The 26137-nt window shown below is 34.9% G+C and carries 21 protein-coding genes; 17 read left to right on the top strand and 4 right to left on the bottom strand.

All coding sequences use genetic code 11. From position 1 onward, the window contains the following. The first annotated feature begins 36 nt into the window (after window positions 1-36). The 13 genes from AC0608_RS04380 (at window position 37) to AC0608_RS04320 (ending at window position 15424) form a co-directional block, all read left to right on the top strand. The gene (locus AC0608_RS04380; protein WP_478288254.1) at window positions 37-597 is read left to right on the top strand and encodes a hypothetical protein; all 561 of its coding nucleotides are present in this window, start codon (window positions 37-39) and stop codon (window positions 595-597) included. A gap of 111 nt (window positions 598-708) precedes the next feature. Next, complete coding sequence (locus AC0608_RS04375; protein WP_478288253.1) at window positions 709-1053, top strand: hypothetical protein; 345 nt, start codon at window positions 709-711, stop codon at window positions 1051-1053. Window positions 1054-1163: 110 nt separating this feature from the next. Then, a complete protein-coding gene (locus AC0608_RS04370; protein WP_478288252.1) occupies window positions 1164-2054 on the top strand; it encodes an AAA family ATPase in 891 nt (296 codons plus the stop codon). Continuing rightward, entirely contained in the window at window positions 2038-3021 is a 984-nt protein-coding gene (locus AC0608_RS04365) for a DUF3871 family protein (RefSeq protein ID WP_478288251.1), read from the top strand. Before AC0608_RS04370 ends, AC0608_RS04365 begins: the two co-directional genes overlap by 17 nt. 55 nt (window positions 3022-3076) lie before the next feature. Next, complete coding sequence (locus AC0608_RS04360; protein WP_478288250.1) at window positions 3077-3340, top strand: hypothetical protein; 264 nt, start codon at window positions 3077-3079, stop codon at window positions 3338-3340. 173 nt (window positions 3341-3513) lie between these two features. Next, complete coding sequence (locus tag AC0608_RS04355; RefSeq protein WP_478288249.1) at window positions 3514-4353, top strand: hypothetical protein; 840 nt, start codon at window positions 3514-3516, stop codon at window positions 4351-4353. Window positions 4354-4588: 235 nt separating this feature from the next. After that, window positions 4589-6031, top strand: coding sequence for a primase-helicase family protein (locus tag AC0608_RS04350; RefSeq protein WP_478288248.1), 1443 nt, complete (start codon window positions 4589-4591; stop codon window positions 6029-6031). Continuing rightward, window positions 6021-6668, top strand: coding sequence for an NUMOD1 domain-containing DNA-binding protein (locus tag AC0608_RS04345; RefSeq protein ID WP_478288247.1), 648 nt, complete (start codon window positions 6021-6023; stop codon window positions 6666-6668). The genes AC0608_RS04350 and AC0608_RS04345 overlap by 11 nt, the downstream gene beginning before the upstream one ends. A 293-nt stretch (window positions 6669-6961) precedes the next feature. Next, on the top strand, window positions 6962-8770 hold the full coding sequence (locus tag AC0608_RS04340; RefSeq protein ID WP_478288246.1) for a type I restriction-modification system subunit M: 1809 nt from the start codon (window positions 6962-6964) through the stop codon (window positions 8768-8770). Then, the gene (locus AC0608_RS04335; RefSeq protein ID WP_478288245.1) at window positions 8770-10164 is read left to right on the top strand and encodes a restriction endonuclease subunit S; all 1395 of its coding nucleotides are present in this window, start codon (window positions 8770-8772) and stop codon (window positions 10162-10164) included. The genes AC0608_RS04340 and AC0608_RS04335 overlap by 1 nt, the downstream gene beginning before the upstream one ends. Before the next feature lie 12 nt (window positions 10165-10176). Continuing rightward, window positions 10177-11835 (top strand): RNA-binding domain-containing protein, encoded by a 1659-nt coding sequence (locus AC0608_RS04330; protein WP_478288244.1) that lies wholly within the window; start codon window positions 10177-10179, stop codon window positions 11833-11835. Window positions 11836-11902: 67 nt separating this feature from the next. Further along, window positions 11903-14920, top strand: coding sequence for a type I restriction endonuclease subunit R (locus tag AC0608_RS04325; RefSeq protein ID WP_478288243.1), 3018 nt, complete (start codon window positions 11903-11905; stop codon window positions 14918-14920). 9 nt (window positions 14921-14929) lie between these two features. Next, window positions 14930-15424 (top strand): hypothetical protein, encoded by a 495-nt coding sequence (locus AC0608_RS04320; protein ID WP_478288242.1) that lies wholly within the window; start codon window positions 14930-14932, stop codon window positions 15422-15424. A gap of 418 nt (window positions 15425-15842) precedes the next feature. Here AC0608_RS04320 and AC0608_RS04315 read toward each other — a convergent pair whose 3' ends face one another. The 3 genes from AC0608_RS04315 to AC0608_RS04305 form a co-directional block, all read right to left on the bottom strand. After that, window positions 15843-16910, bottom strand: coding sequence for an SDR family oxidoreductase (locus AC0608_RS04315; RefSeq protein ID WP_478288241.1), 1068 nt, complete (start codon window positions 16908-16910; stop codon window positions 15843-15845). Between the two features lie 94 nt (window positions 16911-17004). Beyond that, complete coding sequence (locus AC0608_RS04310) at window positions 17005-17568, bottom strand: Crp/Fnr family transcriptional regulator (protein WP_478288240.1); 564 nt, start codon at window positions 17566-17568, stop codon at window positions 17005-17007. Between the two features lie 207 nt (window positions 17569-17775). Then, entirely contained in the window at window positions 17776-18195 is a 420-nt protein-coding gene (locus AC0608_RS04305; protein WP_478288239.1) for a DUF2452 domain-containing protein, read from the bottom strand. A 649-nt stretch (window positions 18196-18844) separates the two neighbouring features. Between AC0608_RS04305 and AC0608_RS04300 the strand changes: the two genes are divergently transcribed. The 3 genes from AC0608_RS04300 (at window position 18845) to AC0608_RS04290 (ending at window position 22668) form a co-directional block, all read left to right on the top strand. Then, window positions 18845-20905, top strand: a complete 2061-nt coding sequence (locus tag AC0608_RS04300) for a glycoside hydrolase family 3 protein (RefSeq protein WP_478288238.1) — start codon at window positions 18845-18847, stop codon at window positions 20903-20905. 191 nt (window positions 20906-21096) lie between these two features. Beyond that, entirely contained in the window at window positions 21097-22221 is a 1125-nt protein-coding gene (locus AC0608_RS04295; RefSeq protein WP_478288237.1) for a PQQ-dependent sugar dehydrogenase, read from the top strand. A gap of 3 nt (window positions 22222-22224) precedes the next feature. Further along, entirely contained in the window at window positions 22225-22668 is a 444-nt protein-coding gene (locus AC0608_RS04290) for a c-type cytochrome (RefSeq protein WP_478288236.1), read from the top strand. Window positions 22669-22689: 21 nt separating this feature from the next. Here the strand turns inward: AC0608_RS04290 and AC0608_RS04285 are convergent, their stop codons facing one another. Next, the gene (locus AC0608_RS04285; protein WP_478288235.1) at window positions 22690-24780 is read right to left on the bottom strand and encodes a TonB-dependent receptor family protein; all 2091 of its coding nucleotides are present in this window, start codon (window positions 24778-24780) and stop codon (window positions 22690-22692) included. Between the two features lie 327 nt (window positions 24781-25107). On the opposite strand from AC0608_RS04285, the gene AC0608_RS04280 reads away from it, so the two are divergent. Beyond that, the gene (locus AC0608_RS04280; RefSeq protein ID WP_417959072.1) at window positions 25108-26136 is read left to right on the top strand and encodes a hypothetical protein; all 1029 of its coding nucleotides are present in this window, start codon (window positions 25108-25110) and stop codon (window positions 26134-26136) included. Window position 26137: the final 1 nt, after the last annotated feature.

Raw genomic sequence — 26137 nt, 5'->3', positions numbered from 1 at the left:
GATAGCGTTACAAAAAAAAACATTAAACAGGGGATAATGAAAATCTACAAAGACACCCTTTACCTAAATTTAGAAAAAGGCTGTAAGTTTAAAATTACTCATGTAGTAGAAGACAATCAATTAAAAATAATGCACCTTCAATATGTATTGGAATTCAATAAAAATTCCAATTTGTACAATCCTAAATACTATTATGAAGTCTATTACAAAATTCTACAAGGAAGATATGGAAGCCCAATTTGTGAATATGAAGATAAAGAAGAACAGTTTAATAGTATAAAGGATCATGGAGCAACTTGGATAAAAGACGGAATAGTAATTGAATTGACTGAATCTAATAATCTTTACAAGTTAGTTCATTCAGGTGAAGTTAGTGTCCCTTGTAATGTACTTTGCGACCATTCTACTGAGTTCATTCAAACAACGATTCATTACCAAGAACTTTCAGATCAACAAAAAAGAATCAAAGACGGTAAACTCGCAGATAAAAGAGAGAACGTAAGACAAAAAAAAGAGGCAACGAGACGAAATATTGAACGCATGGAACTTGAAAAGGAAAAGTTAAAAAAAGATAGTATTTATAATAGCAATTTTTAAAAATTTAATTTTTTTTTAAAGTCACACACTTACTAAACCACACTTCACGCCCTACTCTTTTTATGTTTTGGGATATGCCCGTCAATGTTTAATCTTAAAATTATAAAAACTATGGTTACAATTGTAGATTACAAAAAATATCAAAGAGAGAATGGGGAAAGCTTCTATGCTCTTGAAGTACAAGGTGGAATTGAATCTGTAAAAAGTAAAGAAACAGGAAAAACTTACTTTACAGCGCGAACAACTAAGGTGCCATGCACCTTTAACGAGCCAACCTGTAAGGCACTAATTGGCACTCAAATGCCCGGAACTATAAAAAAGGTAGCAGTAGACCCTTATGAATTTACCATCAGGGAAACGGGTGAAATCATTAAAATGTCGCACCGATACGAATACCTTTCAGAAGAAGAAAGTATCGTAGAAAGCAACGTGCTAAAAAATGAAATGGTGTACTAAAACATCTCAGTATAAGTAATTAAGGAACTCTCAAAAGGAGTTCCTTTTTTTTTATAACAATAATTTATTATGTCGAATAACGACCAATAACAACATCAAATAACATCAGTATGAAATTACAAAAAGCACAAAGGAACCAAGTGAAATTAAGACTGGGTTTAAGCGGAGCAAGTGGCTTTGGTAAATCTTATTCAGCATTACTATTAGCTTACGGAATCACTAACGATTGGACTAAAATAGCTATAATTGACACTGAAAATAACAGTGCCAGCCTCTACTCCCACTTAGGAGATTTTAACGTATTGTCGTTGAATGAGCCATACGCTCCAGAGCGTTATATTCAAGCCATTGAGGTTTGCGAGAAAGAAGAAATTGAAGTAGTTATAATTGACAGCATTACACACGAATGGTCTGGAAAAGGAGGTTGCTTGGAACTACATGAACAACTTGGAGGAAGATTCCAAGATTGGGCTAAAATAACTCCGCGACACCAAGCCTTTATCGATAAAATACTTAATTCAAACTGCCACGTAATTACTACTGTACGACGAAAAACGGATTACAGCCTTGATAAAGACGGCAACGGTAAGACTAAAGTAATGAAGCTAGGTACGAAGGAAATCACAAGAGACGGCTTCGAATATGAGCTGACAGTCAATTTTGAGCTTATAAATGATAATCATCTTGTTACCGCTTCTAAAGATAGAACTGGGTTATTTTCTGGGAAACCTGAATTCGTAATTAATTCATCCACCGGAAAGAAACTTATTGAATGGTGTAATCTTGGAATTTCGGTTGAAATAGTGATGTCTGAAATCAATACTTGTGAGAATCTTGAGGGATTGAAGCATGTGTATTCAAAATATCCTTCGCTTCAAAAGCAGATTCACAATGCCATTATGAATAGAAAAAACCAGATAGAAAACATCGCTAGTCACCTAGTCGACGAAAAAGAAATTGTAAAATCATTAATTGAAGAGAACCATGGAATTAGTACTTAATAGTAACATCAACGAGCATCTAGTAGATGAGAACGAGATAATAAACAAACCATCAAGTAGTTTTATTGAAGCCAATACTGAAATAGTGAGCTTAGAGCATCTGGAAAAAGATTGTATAATCCCTGTATTCTCAAAGGATAACGAGTCAACAATTAGCCATTTCCAGTTTGTAGATAAATGCCAACAAATAATTCAAAAATTACTGCCTGGGGTACTTCAGAAAACACCTGATATTAGAGTAAGCCACGTAGTAAAAGGAAGAATTCCATCAGCAATAGGAAAACCTGCAAAGGATCTTGAAGAACACGAAAAAACCATTTATTACGAACGATGTGCCTTCATGATAGACTTACCCTCGACAAAGCAAATTATCAACGGAAATGAGCTTACATTGAGCATTGGCGGTGTGCGAGCCTATAATCAGGAGAACCTTTATTCCAAAAAATCAATGGAGAAATTTAAAGTCTTTATTGGTTTCAAAAATAAGGTGTGTACCAACCTGTGCATTAGTACTGATGGCTTTTCCAATGAAATAAGGATATCTTCCATTTATGAACTAGAAGACAAAATGATTGAGCTATTCTCTAATTACAAGAGAGACAATCACCTAAAAATGATGGAGCGAATGATTGAACACAAGTTGTCTGAAACGCAATTTGCGCATCTAATTGGAAAATTCAGAATGTTTACGCACTTAGACAAGCACACACAGAAGTCAATCTTCCCAATTTCATTGAATGACAGTCAGATAAACAATATTGTGAAAGACTATTACCAGTGTCCAAACTTCTCAAGAAGTCCAGATGGTTCGATAAGTTTCTGGAATCTGTATAACTTATTTACGGAAGCCAACAAATCCTCCTACATTGATAATAACTTAGAACGGAATGTCAACGCATACCAACTAATCAACGACCTAGGTAAATCCATCCAAAACAACATTCCTAATTGGTTTCTCCATTATTAATAATAGCTCTTTTGTTTAGCAAGGAATACTTAACGGGAGGTAGAGAAAGAAGAAGATGGAAGACCATGAATTAGCAGATGTGCTACAATACAGCTCGCCTAAAGAACTTTATGTAATTACCTATTACAATGCACTCAAATTACTTATTTGCCCTTTCAAGGTCAAGGTGTTATCCAATGTTGGAATGCTTCGTAGAGGGCAATTAGTATGGGTTAGCGAGGTTAAAGTAACAACAGAATTAAAAACAATTTTTATAATAAACGGGAATGCTTACCATTACCACTCTTTTGAAATCCTTATTGAGGAATTTACAGAGTAGTTATTATAAAACAAGGAGTTATGCTGAATTTCGATAACCAACTTTTGAGACGGTTTCTCCTTTATCAATAAAACCACTGAAAAAGCTTTTGTACAAATTGAAAACGGAGAGATTATGTCTCTCCATTTTTTATCTCATTAAAAAACGACTAATATTGTAGAACTAAAACTTTAATGCTACAAGCCAATATGCAACTTGATAAATTAATCGCCGATCTTAAGGATTTTAAAAAAACTGATTGGTTAGAAAAAGGATTTCATGACTTATTTAGTAAAATAAATGAATTTGAGATTTGTACTGCTAACGATAAATTTGATCAGTTCACTTACAATGCTCCTGTTGTAATAAATGAAGAAGTGGTTGATAATGAAGTTTTAGTAACTTTTGAAAGTTTTAAATTGCAAAAGTTCAAAGCGAAAATAAAAACAATCCACAATGAGTTTGAAATCCTATCTAAGATAGAAAAAAATTATTACTGTGAATCGCTGATATCAGCACTTAAAATAATATCTAACAACTTCAGTAAGGATTCTGAACTCAAGGATTACCATACAGAATTAAAGTTAGCTATTGAAGAATTATCTATTGAATATTCAACACACCTAAACAAGACCACTAAGAACAATTCTTTCAAATACATTACCGGTAGAGATAATAATAGTTTTACTAAAATACAGCTTCTCTACAAAGTTTTAATGGAGAATGATTTAATTGAAAAAGAAACAACACTCAATGATTTCGAACTTGTTTTTAAAAACGAAACCATTAAAAAATTAATTCGTTGGACCGGTAGCACAAGTGAACTCAAATATTTTATAAAAATAATCAATACTCCTGATTATGGTTTTGAAGATAACGGAGATGAAAAATGGCGAGTTGCTGTAAATTGCTTCATCAAAGTTAAAAAAAGGTCAATTGAAAAAGTTGATTTCAAAAACTTAAGGACTTACAAAATCACTCCAGCAACAATTACTAAATTAGATTCTTTAATTGTAAAATCCTTTCGGAAATAAATCTAAAAAACATTGTTTTCAAAGCCTAAAAACCCTTTTTAGCAAATTTTATACTACCCATATACTACGCTTTTAAAAGTATTTAAAAATATTGTTTTTAATATATTACATAGTACTTATAGTTATCTGCTTAAAACTATACTGCTCTTATACTACGGTGGTACTTTACAGCCTTTATTCTTCCAATCTTTGCATCAGCCTACCGAAATAACAGTAGGTTTAAAAAATTAATTAAATGAAAAAAGAAGAACAAAAAAAACAAAAAGAACAAGAAGAACAAGGAGAACAAGGACAAGATGAAAACGTATTTTGGACAGAAAACGGAGCTCCAAAAATTTTACATGTAGGATTATTAAACTTCCTCGAATCTAATGGCTATGTTAAGGTTGAAATTGGAGAAAACAATTATGTATTCGCTAAAATGACGAACAATAGGTTAAGTCAAGTTACAGAAGGACAAATGGCAAATGACGTTAAGAACTACCTGATAAAAAACAATAAACCAGAAGTTTTAGAAGTGTTTGTTAAGGGGGTTGGAGGTTATATTACAACTAAAAAATTAGATATGCTTACCTCGATTGAAAACATAAATGATCGAGACCCGAGAATGAGTTCAAGATTTTATTTTAATAATTGCTATTGCGAAATAGATAAAAATGCAATTACCTCCTATGATTATTCAACCCTCCAAAATCCAATTTGGGAAAAGAGAATCATACAGAAATCATTCACGAATCCTTCAGGAAAAGGTCAGTTTGAGATATTCTGTGAAAATATCACAGGACAAAACTCAGAAAGGTTATTAGCCTTAAGAACTATTTTAGGATACTTATTACATAGAAATAAGGAAGTAGGGGAACCTAGGGCAATTATTCTCTACGATGCAGAAATGGGACAAGACAACCAAGCTCATGGAGGTACGGGTAAAACACTTTTGTCAATGGCATTGAAACAATGTAGAGAAGTAGAGATTTTTGATGCAAAAGAAATAAAAGAAGGTAGTTGGTTTAAGAATCAACGAATTGAGTTAACAACTGACATTCTTGTTTTTGATGATTTGAAAAGACATTACAGCTTTGAAGGATTCTTTCCAATGATTACTTCTGGGCTTGAAGTGGAACGCAAACGAGAAAAAGCATTTTACATTGATTACAACAATTCCCCTAAATTATTAATCTCTTCAAATTACTATGTTTCTGGTCCTGGAGGTTCATCTGATGAAAGACGAAGACACGAATTTGAAATAACCAATCATTACAATCAAGATCACACACCAGAAATTGAATTTGGCAATCGCTTTTTTGGTTCGCAATGGGACGAAGAGGAATGGTGTAAATTTTACCTTTTTATGATGGGTTGTTGTCAGTCATACTTTCAACATGGTTTGTATAAAGTGCCTCACATTAATTTATCTCAAAATAAATTCTTAGATAGGCTAAATGACAAATTTGTAGCTTATGCCGACGCACATGTTCAAAATGACACTTCAATAGATAAGAGAGAATTTGAAAGTGGTTTCAAACATTTTTATCCTGAGATGAAAGAAACAACTCCCCATCAAATTGCCAAATGGTTAAAAATATATGCCATAAAAAAAGGAGCGACTTTTTCAACAGAATCTTCAGGCGGGAAGTATACTTTTATTTTAACTTCTAATTCAGTTCAAAATGCAGCATAATATAATCTACAAAGTGGTAAACACAATTACGGACGAGGTATACATAGGTGCGACCACTAAAAGTATTGAAGAGAGAAAAGCAGACCACCTACAAAAATCTCAAAAAAAAGTTGGCAGTTGTTTTCAGGAATCTATAGCTACATATGGAGCTGATGCATTTAAATGGGAGCAAATAGACACCGCTTCAAGTAATGATGAGCTGGCTTCCAAAGAAATAAGATACATTTTAGAGAACAACTCTCTTGAAAGTGGGTATAACTCTGACCGAGGCGGAGGTCTAAAGAAAACCGTCTATAAATACAATTTGGACGGCTCATTAAATTCAACATTTGAAGATTTGACTTCAGCAGGTAAAAGTATTAATGTTAGAAAACAAGCTATTAGCAGAGCTTGTTGGAGTGTTAATCAGACTTTAGGAGGTTACTTATGGAGTTATGACTACAAAGAACCTTTTATTGTTGAACCTGATAACAGGAAGAAACAAGTCACTCAATTTACTTTAGATGGGGCAATTATTGCTAAATATAGCTCTGTTTCAGAGGCAAGTAGGATTACTGGAATATCCAAAACCTGTATCTCACGTTGTTGTCGTAATGAACGAGAACAAAGTGGTGGGTTTATCTGGAATTACTCTTAAATATTGAATTCATAGACGGTGTAACAACCGTTTTTTTTCATTTTAAACCAAATCTATATAATGGATATGGCGATACTAGACTCCTTGATAGCGAAACCGTTATTCTTTCCTACCTTCTCAATAATTTATCCTTACAACCAAATTTTCAATATCACTGGAATTTGCATTCTCACTAAGACAAACCAACTTATGGTTTAGAAATCAGTAAAAATGCCATCCTTTACGCTTTCCCTCAATAGCATTCGTAAAAAATTCTATACCTTAGCCTTCGTTAAAAATATACCTGAAATTTCATGAGCTTAAATACACAAAGCCTTCAACCCATAATCAACTTTATCTGGTCAGTTGCCGATGATGTTTTAATCAACAAATACCTCGAAAACCAATACCAAGATGTAATTCTTCCAATGACTGTTTTAAGACGATTGGATTTGGCTTTAGAGCCTTCTAAAGAAAAAGTTTTTAAAACCTACGAGGATTTCAAAGATAAAATTGATAATCTTTCTGGTTTATTAACCAGTGAGCAACACGGTACAGGCTTAGCTTTTTACAATACCTCTCAGTACACTATGAAAAAGTTATTGGCTGATCCAAAGAACATCAACACTAACTTTCTGGATTATCTCAACGGATTTTCAGAAAACGTACAAGACATAATCAGTAAATTTAAGTTTCGCAACCAATTAGAAACTTTTGAAAACACAGGCATTACTTTCTCTCTTTTAGAGAAATTCTGTAATCCAAAACTAGAATTAAGTCCAGACAAAATTTCTCCTATGGCAATGGGGTATATGTTTGAGGATTTGATTAGAAGATTTAACGAGAAAACCAATGCAGCAGCTGGGCGACACTTTACGCCTAGAGAAATCATTGAGCTAATGACACATTTAGTGTACTTGCCGGTAAAAGACAAAATACAACAGGGAACGTACTTAGTTTACGACCCTTGTGTAGGTTCAGGAGCGATGCTCACACAATCTAAATTATTTGCTACTAATCCTGAAGGTGAAATCAAATCAAAAGCCACTTTCCATTTATACGGACAAGAGAATACAGGAGAAATGTACGCCACTTGTAAATCGGATATGCTGTTGAAAGGAGAAGATCCCGATAAAATTAAGTATGGTTCTACTTTGAGCGAATATGGTTTTGAACCGGACTTGAAGTTCAACTTCATGTTGACAAATCCACCTTACGGAACTACTTGGAAGCAAGACCAAGAAAACCTAAACGTAGGTACGGAAAAGAAAATAAAAATTGTTGACAAACGCTTTAATTTGCCCATTAAAAATTTTAAAGGAGAACTAGAAACAACTAGTTTGACCTCAAGAAGTAACGACGGACAGTTGATGTTTATGCTACACATGCTCTCAAAAATGAAAGACCCAAAAGATGGTGGTAGCCGTATTGCTTCTATTCACAATGGTTCTGCTTTATTTACTGGTGACGCAGGAAGTGGTGAAAGTGGCATACGCCAATACATTATAGAAAATGATTTATTAGAATGCATTGTGCAATTACCCAATGACATTTTCTACAACACGGGAATTGCCACGTATGTTTGGTTCGTAACTAATGTAAAAGAGAAAAAACGCAAAGGGAAGGTGCAATTAATCAATGCTTCTTCGGATGCCTTTTACCGTAAAATGCGTAAAGCATTAGGAAGCAAACGAAATGAGTTGATACCCGAACACATTGAAATCATTCAAGACTTGTACTTTGACTTTGAAGAAAACGAATACAGTAAAATATTTGACAACGAAGATTTTGGGTTTTACCAAATCACGGTAAACCAACCAGAAAAAGACGACAAAGGTAACATCATTAAAGACAGCAAGGGTAAATCAAAGAGTGATAGTAAATTGAAGGATATAGAAAATGTGCCGATGAAAGAGCCTATTGACAACTACTTTAAACGAGAAGTACTGCCCTTTGCACCTGATGCTTGGTACGACAAAACGAAGATGAAAGTAGGCTATGAAGTAGCTTTTAATAAATATTTTTATCAATATGCAGGTTTACGCTCTTTGACGGACATTACAGCTGATATTTTACAATTGGAACAAGAAACGGATGGTTTATTAAAGGAAATTATTGAATAATGAAAGGAATACAACCATATACCACATACAAACTATCGGGCATTGCTTGGCTAGGTGATATTCCTGAACATTGGGAGGTGAGCAAAGCAAAACATATTTTTTTTCAGAAGAAAAAGACTTTAAATTCTGAATTAAACTGCGGTTCAATAAGTTTTGGGAAAATTGTTTATAAGGATAATGATAGAGTGCCTTTGGAAACCAAGGCAACATATCAAGAACTATTAAAAGGGGAATTTCTAATAAATCCATTAAACCTGAACTTTGACCTTAAAAGTTTAAGAACTGGACTTTCTACAATAGATGTTGTAGTTAGCACAGGTTATATTGTTTTGCAAAATAATGAAAAATTCAACCGCACGTATTTAAGATGGTTATTACATCAGTTTGATATTTCATTTATGAAAACTTTAGGTGATGGAGTTCGACAAACTTTAAGCTATAATGATTTTAAGAACACTGACTTACCTTATATTTCACTTCCCGAACAAACCGCCATCGCTAATTTTATCGACTACAAAACCGCCAAAATAGACCGCTTTATCCACAAGAAAAAGCAACTCATAAAAGTCCTCAACGAGCAAAAGGCAGGAATAATAAATCATGCAGTTACTAAAGGTTTAGATCCTAATGCTACAATGAAAGATAGCGGTATTGAATGGTTAGGAGAAATTCCAAAACATTGGGGGGTTAGGAAGTTGAAGTATGTTGCTGATTGTTTTCCAAGTAACATTGATAAACATACGAAAGAAGATGAACAACAAGTAAGGCTTTGCAATTATACTGATGTTTATAAAAATGATTTCATTATAAATAACATGAACTTAATGATTGCTTCAGCTTCTGTTGACCAGATAGAAAAATTTAGCTTATTAAAAGGGGATGTGATAATTACAAAAGATTCTGAAACCGCTAACGACATTGCTGTTCCTGCTTTTGTAAAAGAAGATTTAGAAAATGTAGTGTGCGGTTACCACCTATCGGTTTTAAGGCCATCATCAAAATTAGTCGGAGAATATTTATTTCGTACTTTACAATGTAAGTCAATAAACATTCAATTTGAATTATGTTCAAATGGAGTGACAAGGGTAGGATTAGGTGTTTATGATATGAAAAAAGCACGAATTCCAGTTCCTCCAATAAATGAGCAAAAATTAATTATTTCCCACATTGAAAAAGAAACGTCACAACTCAACCAACTAATCCAAACCATAGAAAAAGAAATAGCCTTAACACAAGAATATCGCACCGCTTTAATCTCAGAAGCAGTAACGGGTAAAATAGATGTGAGAGCGTTTGTGATTCCTACTGTTTCAGAGCAAGAAGAATTAGAAGAGGAATTAGAAGAGGAATTAGATATGGTCGCGGAGGATGCAGAAAGCTATGAAAACGAATAATTATTGCTAGTAATGAAAGACAACACCCAAATACAAGCCAAATTGCAAGAGCTTCTTGCTCACGACTACGAGAGTGAAATCGTAGAGTTTAAAGAAGCCAAAAACCAGTATGATTTTGATAAACTGGGCAAGTATTTTTCGGCACTTTGCAATGAAGCTAATCTCAAAAACCAGTCATCTGCTTGGTTAGTCTTTGGCGTAAAGGACAAAGATAAAAGCATTGTAGGAAGCCAATTCAGGAATAGTCCCGCAGACTTACACAGTCTTAAAGCTGAGATTGCCAACCACACCACAGGGCGCATCACTTTTATAGAAATTTATGACGTTAGTACAACTGATGGAAGAGTAATATTATTTGAAATTCCTTCTGCCCCAAAAGGATTTCCAATAGCTTGGAAAGGACATTATTACGGAAGAGACGGTGAAGAAATAAACGCCTTGAATACTGAAGAATACGAGCGTATCAGAGAACAAGCCACGACAGAAGACTGGAGCGCAGTACTTGTTGAAGAGGCGGGTTTAGAAGATTTATCACCGGAAGCGATACTAAAAGCAAGAGCTTCTTACAAAACTAAAAACCCTCATTTAGCAGAACAAATTGCAGAATGGGATGATATGACTTTCTTAAATAAAGCCAAAGTGTGTATCAAAGGTCAAATCACCAGAACGGCTATTCTTTTGCTTGGTAAACCAGAATCAGAACACTTTATCAATCCTGCCACTTCAAAAATTACTTGGATTCTTAAAGACCGGGATAATTTAGAAAAAGATTATGCTCATTTTACTTGTCCGCTTTTATTGAGCACAGAACTGGTGTACCAAAAAATAAGAAATCTGAAATACCGATACATTACTGACGGAACATTGTTTCCTGAAGAAGTAGACCAGTACGATCCGTATATCATTAGAGAAGCTTTGAACAACTGTATTGCGCATCAAGATTACACTATTGGCGGAAAAATCATTGTAGTGGAAAATGAAGACGGTCGTTTAACTTTTAGTAATGCCGGAAAGTTTATTCCAAAAAGTGTAGAAGAAGTTGTGGTAGCTGATGCTCCTGAGTTCCGCTACCGAAATAAATTTTTAACGGAAGCCATGGTAAATCTGAATATGATAGATACTATTGGAAGCGGTATTAAAAAAATGTATTTAATTCAAAGAAGAAAATTTTTCCCTTTACCCGATTACGAACTAGTGAATGATAAAGTCAATGTAACTATCACTGGTAAAGTAATGGATATTAATTATGCCCGTAAATTAGCGACTGTTCCAGATTTGAGTTTAGAAGACATTATGGCTCTTGATAAAGTTTCAAAAAACAAATCGTTGAAGGACGAAGAAATTAAAAGATTAAAGGCTAAAAAACTAATTGAGGGAAGAAAACCTAACTTTCACATTTCCCTTAATCTGGCAAAGGCTACAGGGGAAAAAGGAGATTATATCAAGCAACGAGGAATTGATGATGAGTATTGCCAGAAGATTATTCTTGATTATATCAGAAAGTTTGGAGAAGGTAAAAAATCCGATTTTGAAGATATCCTTTTAGCTAAACTTCCAGACGTTTTAGACGAACAACAGAAATACAACAAAATAAAAAATAATCTGCAAAGCCTTAGAAAACAAGGGTTAATCTATCCAGAAGGCAAGAATTGGAAAATGTCTAAGACCTAATAATTAGACATTTTTTAGCTGTTTTTTAGACATTTTTTAGACATTTTGTAATAAGATAAAAAGTATAATGAGTACAAACACTACCGAAGAAGGATTAGAAGCACACATCACCCAGTATTTGGTTGAGGAGAATAACTACATCCTTCGTGAGAATAAAGTCTACGACAACAGTAATTGCTTGGATACGGAATTGTTCTTTCAATTTCTGGAGACAACCCAACCCAAAGCGGTAGCAAAACTCAAACAATACCACAAAGATTTGTATGAACAAAAAATCATCAAACGTCTAAATGATCAAATTCAGGCTAAAGGAATTATTGAAGTATTGCGCAAAGGAATAACCGATGGTTTTACAGACACAAAACTGAACTTGTTTTATGACAAACCCGTTTCCAGTTATAATACAAATGCCGATGCATTGTATAAAGCCAATATTTTTTCAGTAATGCGTCAGGTTTATTTTTCGCCAAAAAACAAAAAATCACTTGATATGATGGTGTTTGTCAATGGCATGCCAGTTATCTCATTTGAACTCAAAAACGAATTGACCAAGCAAAATGTAGCACACGCTATCAAACAATACAAAGTTGACAGAGATCCAAATGAAGAGCTTTTTCGTTTAGGGAGATTAATTGTGAATTTTGCAGTAGATACAGAGGAAGCTTGGATGTGTACTCAACTGAAAGCAGAAAAGACTTACTTCCTACCTTTCAATAAAGGAAACAATAATGGTGCTGGAAACCCACTGAATGAAGGCATAAAAACGGATTATTTATGGAAAGAAATACTCACTAAATCCAGTTTGACTGATATTATTCAGAACTACTGTCAATTGATTACAGAAGAGAAAGAGTATTTAGATGACAAAGGAAAAATAAGAACCAAGAAAGAAAAGAAACTCATTTTCCCCCGCTACCATCAAATGGTTGCAGTTAGGGAGATGCTTAAAGATGCACAGGAAAAAGGTTCCGGTCAGAAATATTTAGTTCAACACTCTGCCGGATCTGGAAAATCAAATTCTATTTCATGGTTAGCGCATCAACTGGCTGGATTGCACGATAAATCCGGAAGTAAAAACATCTTTGACACTATTATTGTAGTGACAGACCGTAGAGTTTTGGATGCTCAGATTAGAAACAATATCAAGCAGTTTCAACAAGTTAACGGAGTGGTTGAAGCCATCACCGAAGGCAGTAAACAACTCAAACAAGCACTTGAAGAAGGAAAAAAGATTATCATCACAACCATTCAAAAATTCCCACACATCGTTGAAGACATAGGTGATTTGCCAGGAAATAATTTTGCTATAATTATAGATGAAGCACACAGTAGTTTAAGTGGTCAGATGGCAAGAAAACTGAATGAGACTTTGTCTAAAATTACAGATGAAGAAGAATTAAAAACGAACCTAGAGGATTATGATGAAGACGAAAATGATGAAGTAACAGGTGAGGATTTAATACGTGCATTAGTAAAGTCAAGGAAAATGTTGCCTAATGCCAGTTATTTTGCCTTTACAGCAACTCCCAAAAACAAAACATTAGAATTGTTTGGAGTGCCTTATCAAGACGGGGAAAAGACAAAACACAAAGCCTTTCACTTGTACTCCATGAAACAAGCCATAGAAGAAGGGTTTATAATGGATGTACTTCAAAATTATTCAACATACCAAAGTTATTATGCTTTACTGAAGAAAATTGAAGACGACCCGGAATACGATAAGAATCGAGCTCAAAAGAAATTAAAAGCGTATGTAGAGAGTAATGAGCATGCTATAAAAAAGAAAACCATTCTTATGGTAGAACATTTTATGGAAAACATTATTCGTAAAAAAAGAATGGGAGGCTTAGCAAAAGCCATGTTAGTAACCAGTTCTAGAGCTAATGCGGTTAAATATAAAACCGCCTTTGATAGTTACTTAAAAAAAATAAATAGTCCCTATAAAGCTATTGTTGCCTTTTCAGGAGAAATTGACGGACAAACAGAAGCTAATTTAAATGGTTTTTCAAGCAATGCTATTCCAACTGAATTTGAGAAAATGGAGTATCGTTTCCTTATTGTGGCTAATAAATTTCAAACAGGATTTGACCAACCTTTGTTACACACGATGTATGTGGATAAAAAACTAGGTGGTGTCAATGCTGTACAAACTTTATCAAGACTAAATCGAAGTCATCCATTAAAGAAAGAAACTTTTGTGTTAGATTTCGCGAATTCTGCTGAGGAAATTGAAAAAGCTTTTACTCCTTATTTTGAAAGCACTATTTTAGGTGAAGCTACAGATCCAAACAAGTTGTTTGATTTACAAGATGCATTAGATAATTATCAGATTTATAGCAGAGAACAAGTTGAGGAATTCTCAAATAAAATACTAGCCAATGTTCCTATAGACGAATTGCATAAGATGCTCAATAGTTCATCCGAATTATTCAAAAATGAATTAAAGGAAGAAGAACAGGCTGATTTTAGAGCAAAGGTTAAAACGTATGTCCGACTGTATATTTTCCTCTCTCAAATTGTAGATTTTGAAAATGCTTATTTAGAAAGGCTGTATATTTTCCTGAACCACTTACAAAACAAATTAGGAGGAGAAGCTCCTATTGATTTGGCAAAAGGGATTTTAGACAATATCGATATGGATAGTTACCGCTTACAATTAGAATCAACCACTAATATGGTTCTAGAGCAAGGTGAAGATTTAAAACCCATTCCAACAGAAATGAGAGGCAGTACAAACGATACCGAAGTAGACAGACTGTCTAACATCCTCCAAACCTTTAATGATCGATACGGTACACAATTTGAAGACGCTGACAAGGTGAGACAGATGGCTGAAAATATTGCAAATAGTGTCGCTAAAAATAATGAACTCATTAACTCATTAAAATACTCAGACGATCAAAATGCTAAGATTACAAGTGATAAAGTGGTTGGAGAAGAATTATTAAAACACATCACTACTAACTTTGACTTATACAAACTCTACTCAGACAATAAAGAGTTTAAAGAAGACTTTTCAGCAATGATGTTTGGTGTAGTAAAAGAACTAATCAGCAATGGAATGAGAAACAATGCAATGAAATAAGTAGAATTAATGGAAAATTACAGGAATACAAATTGGGTAAAATGGGAGAATAGAAGTAAGATTGAAAACATTAAATATCCTGGGATTTATTCAATAGCAGTTACAGATGAAAATATTGAAGGTCGGCAATTTGAAATGATTAATGAAATTGAATACATTGGAATGACAAATTCAAATGGTGGTTTAAGAAGCCGTTTGAGTCAGTTTGATAGTACTATTAAAAGAATAAGGCTTAATCATGGTGGAGCACATCGATTTATTGGAAAATATTGGAACTATGAAGAAGTAAAAGATAAATTATATGTTTCTATTTGTCCTTTCGAATGTGGTAATAATAAGTCCAACACAGATGACTTAATTGCCATGGGTGAAGTTGCTAAGGCTGAATATATATTTTGGATTGACTACATTAAAAAACATGGAAGATACCCAATATTTAATGACAAGAATAGTAGTCCTAAACCTAATTTTATATCCGTATCAAAAGAAGGAATTCTAAAATAATGTGTATTTTTGAAACGGCATTAATAAACTTGTCCAAGTAACATTCAACGGACAGGAAAATTAAAAATTAATTATAAAAAGGCATACAATTCGGTAACATAAAAAAGTGAAACAACGTAAAGTCTTGTTTTTACTGCTAGTCACACTCCTTGGTTCGAGCCCAAGAGAGGGAGCTTTTTAAAAAGACTTTACAGCAATGTAAGGTCTTTTTTGTTTTAAGGCGGTAGTGAAAGCGAGACTTCACGGTTTTTAATTAATAATAGAGATCTAAAGAGTCGAAGAAAATACCCGATAGAAAATTCGCTAGAAAGTAACCGACCCCGCTAGTTCTTTTAAAAACCGAATCCGCATAAGAAAAGGGATTCAAAACTATATGTTTTGAATCCCTTTTCTTATGCGTTAGATTTTATTAAATAGATTAAGGAATCAGCCGATCTACACGAAGCTGTTCAAACAAATCGTAAAAGGAGTCTTCCGTTTTTTGAAAAACCGTAAAACCGAGGGTACGACTTTTAGACATATCAGTCATTACCTCTATTGGACGTCCTAAATCAAGATCGGTATGCCACGGAGAGGCCAATTTAGTTATGTCACACTCTTCAAGACCATGTTGAACGGAAATTTCTCTCCAAACCAGAGCTTCCTCTTTCATTTGTTCCTCAAGAGGATGAATCGTGCCGTCATAGCCTAATGCTTCAATACCAAATGATGTCGCTAATTTTTTCCAAAGCCATTTCCAGCGAAAAAAATCGCCATTGACAACGTTGAACGCTTCGTTACGAGCCGCTTCTGTAGTGGAAGCCCATATTAAATGTTCTGCCAATACTCTAGCATCCGTAACATCTGAAAGTCCATCCCATTGTGCAGCTGAACCTGGCCACTGAAATGGTTTTCCTGTTTCTTTACAAATGCTGGCATACACCGCAAGCGTGGTGCCAAGATTCATTAAATTACCTACCGCTTTCCCTATAACCGTATGCGGGCGATGGATGCTCCATGTAAAACCATCTCGCGCAGCAGCGGCGTACACTTCATCTTCCTGGGCATAATAAAAGTTTTCTATGTCTAGACGCGGTTGCTCTTCTCTAAGTGGTGTTTCGGGCAAAAATCCTTCTTTGGCATACGCCTCAAACGGTCCAAGATAATGTTTCAGTCCGGTAACAAGCGCTACGTGTTGCACTGATTTTTTAGAAGATAATGCTTCGAGAAGATTTCTAACCATTAGGCCATTTACACGTATGTTTTCGGCTTCAGAATCTTGGCGCATCCAACTTGTAATGTAAATGTGTGTGGGAGAAATATCTTTTAAAGCTATTTTTAAATGCTCCAAATCCAAAAGATCTGCAGCAACCGGCTGAAGATTTCCTATATCTTTTCGTGGGTTTCTAGCTAAACCAAAAGTGGTCCAGCCTTTAGCAATAAGTCTTTCTGCGAGATTACTACCGGTTATTCCGGTTGCCCCGACTACTAGCGCTATATTTTTCATGTGTATGTTTTAAAATTTTTACAGTACAAAATTCGAAAACATTCCATGGATTATAAAGGACATACCTCACATATAATTTGTGATCTATATCACATCAATGCGACAGCCTACTTAATGTTTCTCTTGAAATACCAAGGTAAGACGCTATCAAGGTTTTAGGAATACGGTGAATCAAATCTGGATATAATTGGATAAATTGCGTGTACCGTTCCTCAGAATTCTTGCTCATTAGTGAAAGGATTCGGTTTTGAAGCGCAATATTACCGGCAGTCATTTTTTGCAAAAAGAAGAATTGCATTTTCTGTAACTCGGCACACAGTTTTTCTCTGTTTTCAAGAGTAATATAATAGGTTTGCGCATCTTCTAAACAGTCAATATTGAGCGTGGCAGTCTGTTTATTATAAAAACCTTGATTGTCGGTGATCCACCAATCTTCCATGGCAAATTGCAAAATATGATTCCTACCCGACTTGTCTATATAAAAAGATTTTAACAGCCCTTTTACAACAAAGTGAACATGAGCAACTGGACCTTCCTGCTGAACAATGTACTGGTGTTTTTTATAGTTACCAATCGAAAAATGAGAGAGAACCAATTGAAATTCATCATCCGTTAATGGTACAATTTTCTCAATTTGTCTTCTTAAAATTTCTTGCATAGCTTCTTTTGTTAATAGCCCAGTAAAAATACAATTTAAAAAGTCCGATTAAAAAACATTACCAATCTTCAATACAAAAAATAAAACTCTTACGGCATATACAAAGAAAACAACACGATGTGTTTGGTCTTATTTTAATAAATTAATTCTCTTTTTAGAAATAATAAAGAAACGCTTTACCTACAAAATCTTCTGTAATATTTTAATTTAATAGAGATGTGAATCTTTTGCATTCAGAAGTATCCATTTTTTATCACTATTTAGTTTAAAGGTGCCAATATGTTCCTTACTCCATTCATCAGGTCCTATCAAAGAAAGAAAATTTACGCCTTCAGCATCTCTATACAAATGATAGATTTCACCTATAACAGGTTCAAATGAAAATTTAGAACCGTACACTAATTCATTCCACTCGTATTCTTGCATCAACTTTTGATATTGCAGCTTGAGTTCGTTAAACTTATTTCCAAGCTCTTTATTCACATTGTCTATCCCTCTACTTTTCCAAGAAACCACATCATCAACCCTGATTACTGGGGCTCCAACATTGGTCGCATAAGGCAATACATTCGCATTAAACCCTTTTTCAATTGAATATACTACATTATCTGGCTTTTTATCTTTCATCAAAATCTTAATTTATTTTTTCTAATTAATTACAAGGAATCAATCAGTAACGTTTCATTTATTGTTTTTAAAAGGAGTTTAAAATGTATATTTCTGCAACTCTTTTCTATGTTTACCACTATTTTGATTAAGCAATAGCGGATTTACAAATTCAAAAAGTACATTTTAAAAATTATTTTGTTTAATAATTATTGTACAAAGTTAAACAAATAATTTAAATTGGCAGTACAATTCAACTTTGATGGGCATTAATTAATTTTGTTTTAACTTCTTATTCTAAAACTAAAAAAATATTTATTTTTCAATGTGTCGTAACAACACATTTATTTTTTACATTTGGAAGACTATAAAAAGCTGTTAGACTGATAAATAAACCATCATGAAATCAAAAATCCTTCTTCTCCCTTCTCTCTAATTAGCCGTTTTCTCGCTGAAAGCGCAAACCAAATCGAACGAAACGATTAAAGACTCTCATACTATTATCAAAAATAAAGAAGGGCAAACATTAGGCTATTCGCCAAAATCAGGAGTTAAAATATTACAAGTAAACGGTTTAGCTTTTAAAGACCTCAACAAAAATGGGGAATTAGATATTTATGAAGATTGGAGAAAACCGGTAGCAGAACGGGCCAAAGATCTTGCCTCTAAAATGACGGTAGAGCAAATGGCCGGATTAATGTTATACAGCAGGCATCAGGCTATTCCTGCACAGGAAGCTGGAATGTTTGCCGGGACGTATAGTGAAAAACCTTTTTCTAAAAGTGGTGTAAAATCATCTGATTTGTCTGACCAGCAAATTGCATTTTTAACCAAAGATAATTTACGTCATGTGCTGATGACTTCTGTTGAAAGCCCAATAATTGCAGCAACATGGAATAATAACATACAAGCTTTAGTCGAAGGTATTGGAATGGGTATTCCTGCTAACAACAGTTCTGACCCAAGAAATGGAGCCAATAAAGATGCCGAATACAATGCGGGTTCCGGTGGAGCTATTTCACAATGGCCTGAGGAATTAGGGTTAGCTGCTACTTTTGATGCCACAATTACAGAACAATTTGGTGCTATTGCGGCCAAAGAATACCGAGCCATGGGAATCACCACTGCGTTATCGCCACAAATTGATTTGGCAACTGAACCAAGATGGAATCGGTTTGTGGGTACTTTTGGGGAAGACCCAAAACTTGCAACTGATATGGCAAGAGCGTATGTAGACGGATTTCAATCATCTCCAAAACCGATTGCTGCGTATGAAGGATGGGGAAATCAAAGTGTCAACGCTATGGTCAAACACTGGCCAAGCGGGGGTCCTGAAGAAGGAGGTCGTGATGGACATTTTGCCTATGGGAAATTTGCCGTCTATCCTGGTAATAATTTTAAGACTCATTTAAAACCATTTTTAAATGGAGCTTTTCAATTAAAAGGAGCCACTAAAAAAGCATCCGCAGTGATGCCGTATTATACAATTTCGTATGGTCAGGATAAAAAATACGGTGAGAATGTTGGAAACGGTTTTAGTAAGTACATCATTGCTGATTTATTAAGAAACCAATACCATTATGATGGAGTAGTTTGTACTGATTGGCTGATAACAGCCGATGAAGGACCTAAACCAGATAATTTTGCAGGAAAATCTTGGGGTGTTGAAAAATTAAGTGTTGCCGAAAGACATTATAAAGTGTTGATGGCGGGAGTGGATCAATTTGGCGGAAACAATGATATCAATCCAGTACTTGAAGCGTACCAAATGGGTATAAAAGAACATGGTAAACCATTTATGCGCAAGCGTTTTGAGCAATCAGCGGTTCGGTTGCTTTTGAATATTTTCAGAGTGGGGTTGTTTGAAAATCCCTATTTAGATCCTACTGAAACCAAAGCTATTGTAGGAAAATCTGATTTTATGAAGGCCGGATATGACGCGCAATTGAAATCTGTTGTGATGCTTAAAAATAATAATAAAACTTTACCGATTCAAAAAGGGAAAACAGTATACGTTCCAAAAAGAGTGACTCCGGCGGGAATCAACTTTTTTGGTCAGCCCTCTCCTGAAAAAATTGAATATCCGGTAAGTTTAGAATTGATTAAAAAGTATTACACGGTAACGGATGACCCGACTAAAGCGGATTTTGCTATTGTATTCATCAAAAGTCCTATCAGTGGTGGTTACAGCAGAGCTGACAGAGAAGCTGGTGGAAATGGATATGTACCCATAAGTTTGCAATTAAAAGACTATACCGCTACAGAGGCAAGGGCGAAAAGTATTGCTGCAGGAGATCCAGTGATTGACCCCACGATTACCAACCGTTCGTATTTAAATAAAACGTCAAAATCAAACTCTTACCCAGATTTAAACACTATTCTGGAAACTAAAAAGGCGATGAACGGAAAGCCGGTATTGGTTTCTGTGAATATTTCTAATCCCATGGTTTTTGGGGAATTTGAGAAAGAAGTCGATGCCATCGTGGGAGAATTTGGCGTACAACTTGAAGCCTTACTAGATGTTGTTTCGGGTAAAACAGAACCTTCCGGATTATTGCCATTACAAATGCCATTGAACATGACAACTGTTGAAAAACAATTGGAAGATGTTCCTCACGACATGACTCCCTACAAAGATACTACTGGAAATGTATATGATTTTGGTTTTGGACTAAACTGGAAAGGAGTCATCAAAGACGCCAGAACTGCAAAATACAAAGTCAAGAAATAAATATAAGTCACTTAAACCATCTAAATTTTAGGTGGTTTTTTTAGATTTAATTTAAATCTTGGGAGAAAAACCAAAATTACAATCACTTTATTTGTTAATAATAAGCAAAATTAAAGGCATATTTGTCTTTTTAAATCCTCTTTTACTACCTTTAAAAACATTCCTTGTTTAAAAGATTAAATATCATACTCATGAAAAAAACAGCAATAATCTCTCTCTCGATTCTTTCATTCTTCACTTTCAGTTGCGAAGCACAAGTAAAGCCAAATGACATTTCTATTAAAGATGAGGTGAAAAATTACACACTTGAAACCGTAGCATCGGATATTGCTATTCCATGGGGAATGACTTGGTTGCCTGACGGCACTATGTTAGTAACTGAAAAAAGCGGTATCCTATATCATATTAAAAACGGAACAAAAACGGAAATTAAAAATGTTCCTAAAGCTTATTCTCGTGGACAAGGTGGATTGTTAGACATTGTTCTGCATCCTGATTATGCCAAAAATGGCTGGATTTATATGACACATGCTTCGGATGAAGGCGAAGGTCCAGGTGGCCACACCAAACTCATTAGAGCAAAGTTATTGGATGGTAGTCTGACACAAATCGAATCGCTTTATAAAGCTACGCCGAACACAACAAAAGGACAACATTTTGGTTCCAGAATTGTATTTGACAACGATGGTTATTTGTATTTTTCAATAGGAGAGCGTGGCGAACATTTTGTAAATCCCCAAGACATTAAACGCGATGGCGGGAAAATATACCGTTTAAATGATGATGGAAGTATCCCTAAAGACAATCCATTTGTAAGTCAGACTGGTGCAAAAGAAGCGATTTACACTTACGGAAATCGCAATCCGCAAGGAATGGCAAAAAACCCTGTAACAGGAGCGATTTGGGCACATGAACACGGTCCTCAAGGTGGAGATGAAATTAACATTATAAAAAAAGGAGCTAATTATGGATGGCCAGTGGTTACCTATGGAATTGATTATGATGGCACAACCATTAGCAAACAAAACGAAAAGCCGGGAATCGAGAAGCCAATTTATTATTGGTTGCCTTCTATTGCACCCAGTGGTATGACTTTTGTAACTAGTGATAAGTATCCGGATTGGAAAGGGCATTTACTGGTTGGATCTTTAAAATTTCAATATCTTGAATTGCTAAAGTTGAAAGGCAATGAAGTTATCGGCCGACAAAAAATCGCAACCGATATTGGGCGTGTACGTAATGTGGCACAAGGACCGGATGGCTATATTTACATGGGCGTAGAAGGAAAAGGAATCATCAAAATTATACCGAATTAAACTATGTTGACAACAAAATTATTTTTAGGATTTGGAGTATTTGTATTGGGAAACTTCTCCTACGTAAACCCAGCTTCTACAGAGAACTATATTGACTTGAATGCTGAAACTGCTGTTTTTACAAAACTTCAGTCACCCGGAAAAGAAATTTATGCTGATTTTTGTATGCAATGTCATGGCGCAAACGGCAAAGGAGACACTAAAAATTTCCCACCTCTAGCAGGCTCTGATTGGCTAAAGAGCAAGCGAAATCAGAGTATTGCTGCTGTAAAATTTGGGCAAAGTGGCGAAATAATTGTCAATAAAATAAAATACAATAGCAGTATGCCATCGATGGGTCTTACAGATCAAGAAGTAGCCGATGTGATGAACTACGTGATGACTTCATGGGGCAATACACAAACCAAAATCGTAACCGAGAAGGAAGTAGCAGCAATTAAAAAATAACAGATTTCTCCTAAAGCACCACTACAAAAAGAGATAGGTAACGGAGAAACCACCATAAAAATTTACGGGATTTCCAGGATAGAAATATCTTGGAGCTGCAGTGCCAAATCCTACTGCGTTAGGTAAAATATTAGCTGCATATTTGGCGTCCAAAACATTATTAACACCTGCATTTAACTCGGTTTTAAGGATCTTAAGAATCGTAAAAATATACGTAGTTTTTATATCGAGCAACGAATACCGCTCACTGTATTTTCTATTGGAATCATTTAACGGAATCTTTCCCGTAGTTCGGAAAGAGGTATTGACACTAAATCCGTTTTTGGTGTTTAAATCCACTCCAATATTAAATTGCTTTTCGGGAACGCCCGTAAGTTGGTTTCCTGAATAATCAGCATCGCCATCCAAGAAAGATTTGAATTTAAAATTATTTAACGCTCCAGAAAAATAGGGTGTGATTTTAAATTTGAGGGATTCTAAAAGTGTGTAATTAATCAAAAACTCTAAACCGGTATGCGAACTGCTCCCTGCATTAATACCTACAAATTGATCTTCGGCAGTGCGTCGTGCCACCAATAAATTTTCGATCTGTGTAGTATAAAACGTTGCTTCTGTGTATACTTTGTTTTTCAGCCAATTTCCTTTGAAACCCAATTCGTAATTCCAACCTATTTCTGGTTTTAACCCTGTATTTATCTGGCCTTCAGGCGTTAGTGTTTCAGCAACTGAAGGAACCGAAAACCCTTTGCTTACGGACGCAAATATGTTTTTTTCATTACATACTTTATAAGACAAACCAAGTCGTGGTGACCAAACATTCCCAAAAGTAAATGGGACTTTTTGATTGTTCGTATTATTTGCAAAAACATCTTTCAAAGAATACGTTGTGGTATTCCATGCAATTCCGGTTTCTACGTGGAGCTTTTCTGAAATCCAAAGTTCCATTTGCATAAAATAATTGATGTAATTCCGGTTTTGTTTGACAGCACTAAACTCCTCACCCGCTATACTTCCTTGTCCTGTTTGTGATTGGTATAAATTTTTAAAAAGAGAATACTGATATTTTTCTGTTACTAGTTCAGTACCCAGACTCAGTTCAAAAGACCTGGAAAACAATTGATCTTTATAATTCACATTGGACCGAAAACCGATCGAACTTATTTTTTCATCTAAAATATCAAAGGGTCTGGGTTCGTATGCGTCTTTGAAATTAGAAAAAACACTCGATTGTATGGCCCATTTCTTAGAAAATTGATGGTCATATCCTAACCCAATCATAAATTTATCATACGATTCAAAACCTTGTGCCGCTGCCCAATTGTTAGCTGCTTTTTCAGGATTATTCTTCAAATCCGCCTCATTAATAGAACTTGGAATAAAGGCTTTCAAACGGGTAAAAACACCCACGAAAGATAGACTGCCATTGGGAACGATTTGTTGCTTACCATGCACATTAAATGATTTCCTGCTGTAAGAACTATTTGCTCTGAATCCATCACTGTATAAATCCGTATAACTTGTCAATAAATTTGTCTTAGTATCACTGTATCCAGCCGAAATACGTTGTTGCAAGAGACCAAAACTCCCTAAAGCGATTGTAGATTTTCCAAACGATTCTAACAAAGGCGTTTCCCTTGAAAACAACTGGATGACTCCGCCCAAACCAGAACCAAAACTAGTAGAATTTGGTCCTTTTATAATTTCAATTTTTTCAATTGAAGCTAAATCAATGTCTTCAATAGTGGTTTCACCCTCACCTGAACTCAAGGGAATCCCATCAAAATAGGCTTTTATTTTATTAGTTCCATACTGCGAACGGGCGCCAATGCCACGAATCGTAATCCTATTGGTATTCAAAGCACCTTGTTGCATCGTAACGCCCGGAATTTTGTTTAAAACCGGAGTCAGTATAATTCCGTCACTTTTATTGATGTCAGCAGCAGTAATCACTGAAACCGAAGCGGCAACATTTTGAAGTACATTTTTAATCGGCGAACCCTTCAAAGTGATTCCAGAAAGGGATATAGTATCTTTTTTAACTTGACCAAAAAGAGACGTAATACTCAAGGAAAGGAGTGAAAAAGTGAGAATAAAAAAAGAATTTTTAAACAATTGATTGCGTATTTAAATGAGTAAAAAAGATTTATAAAGTTAGCTTTTTCTTTTAATACCCAAAAAACATTTTTAAACGAGCATTGATTAGATAAAATCATGGTTCTTATATGAGCTGTAATTTATATTCGGTTTCTATCTGATTATAGTTATAGAATTGCATATGGGTCTTGTTAAACCGTAAATTATATAAAAAATACCCCTTGAAAACACTACTTGGTGAAATATGACGTTCTTTAAAAATCATACCTTTGTCGTAAGAAACAAAAATTAAAACTATCTTTAATTGCTTTATTTGTATTATACTAAAAATAACAGGATCAACTTATGAAAAAATTAGCACCGGCATGCATCGCAATCCCTTTATTGTTGTTCACTACAATAGCCTGCAATCGCGGCAAAGCAGCTGATGCTGCAGAAGGGATTGAAAAAACAGAGCTTATAAAAGCAGATTCTATAGAAAAAAAGAAAGCGCTTACCATTGACACTCTTGATTATAACAAAAGAATGGTGGCATTAAGCAACAATGACACCACGGGTAAGTGGCCTGTAAAAGCGCCTTATCCTTTGCCTGGAGCGCTCCTGCCTTACAACAGAATTATTGCGTATTATGGAAATTTATATTCCACCAGGATGGGGATTTTAGGAGAGATTCCCCGAAAACAAATGTTGGCAAAGTTACAAGGCGAAGTCGCAAAATGGCAAGCAGCTGATTCTACTGTGAAAGCAATTCCTGCTTTGCATTACATCGCTGTTACCGCTCAAGGCGAACCTGGAAAAAACAACATGCACCGCTTACGGATGCCTTTTAAACAGATAGATACAATTATCAGTTGGGCAAAACCAATCAATGCGTTGGTGTTTCTGGATATTCAAGTAGGACACAGCACCGTTAAATCTGAAGTAGCGGAACTAGAAAAATACCTTTCCATGCCGAATGTACATCTAGGAATTGATCCCGAATTTTCGATGAAAAACGGGGAACGTCCAGGTTCCAAAATTGGGCATTTTACTGCTGCTGATATTAATGACGCCATTACTATTTTGGCAAACATCGTGCGCAAAAATAAACTTACCCCAAAAGTATTGGTGGTACACCGTTTCACACAAGGAATGGTGAAAAATTATAAAGAAATTAAAACGGTACCCGAAGTTCAAATTGTAATGGATATGGATGGTTTTGGAAGTAAAGTATTAAAGAAGGATTCCTATAGAAGTTATATTTACAAAGAACCGGTTCAATTTGCCGGCTTTAAATTGTTTTATAAAAATGATAATAAAAACGACTGGAAAATGTATAGCCCGGAAGAATTAGTAAAATTCACTCCAAAACCCATTTACATTCAATACCAATAAT

It is taken from the genome of Flavobacterium sp. GNP008, from assembly GCF_056428965.1.
Note: the sequence above shows the minus strand (reverse complement) of the source record. Positions and strands in the feature narration are given on the sequence as shown.